Origin of the sequence: Streptomyces sp. DH12 (genome assembly GCF_020873895.1) — a bacterium.
Taxonomy (GTDB): domain Bacteria; phylum Actinomycetota; class Actinomycetes; order Streptomycetales; family Streptomycetaceae; genus Streptomyces.
Genome location: NZ_JAHWGT010000572.1, coordinates 1 through 556, shown reverse-complemented (window position 1 = coordinate 556; position 556 = coordinate 1). Strand labels below are relative to the sequence as shown.

Genomic DNA, 556 nt, shown 5'->3' with positions numbered 1-556 from the left:
GACGGCAAGGAGACCGAGGACCTGAAGGCGGCGCTGGGCGCGGCCCAGGGCGGCCGCCTCCCGCGCGGCACGGCGGGTGCGGTCAAGGACCTGGAGGAGATGCAGAAGCGGCGCAGGACGCGCACCCAGCGCGACAGCCTCGACGTCGCCCTGGCCGACCTCACCAGCTTCTACCGCGACGTCCTCGCCCTGCAGCTCGGTTCCCGCATCGCCCTCGCCAACACCGACGCCGAGGACGCGCTGGAGCGTCTGGCCCGCAGCAGCACCCCCGAGTCCACGCTGCGCCGCATCGAGGCGATCGCGGCCTGCGGCGAGGCGCTGGACCGCAACGTGGCGCCGCTGCTGGCGGTGGAGGCGATGACGATGGCGCTCAGGGCGGGCTGAGCGGGGCTCGCCGGCGGGGCGGCCGTAACTCGTCCGGGGCACGGCGTGTGCGCAGAGCGTCCGTCCGGTAGCCCAGCGTTACGCTCGCGGTATGCACACACGGCGCACCCCAGGCAGGACCCGTACCGCAGCAGCCCTGTTCACCACGGCCGCGCTGTTGCTGGCGGGCTGC

1 pseudogene is annotated in these 556 nt (G+C 74.5%); it reads left to right on the top strand.

The features are described from left to right. Nucleotides 1–384: pseudogene (locus LPA54_RS35840) on the top strand (DNA polymerase III subunit delta'); the annotation flags it as partial. Nucleotides 385–556: the final 172 nt, after the last annotated feature.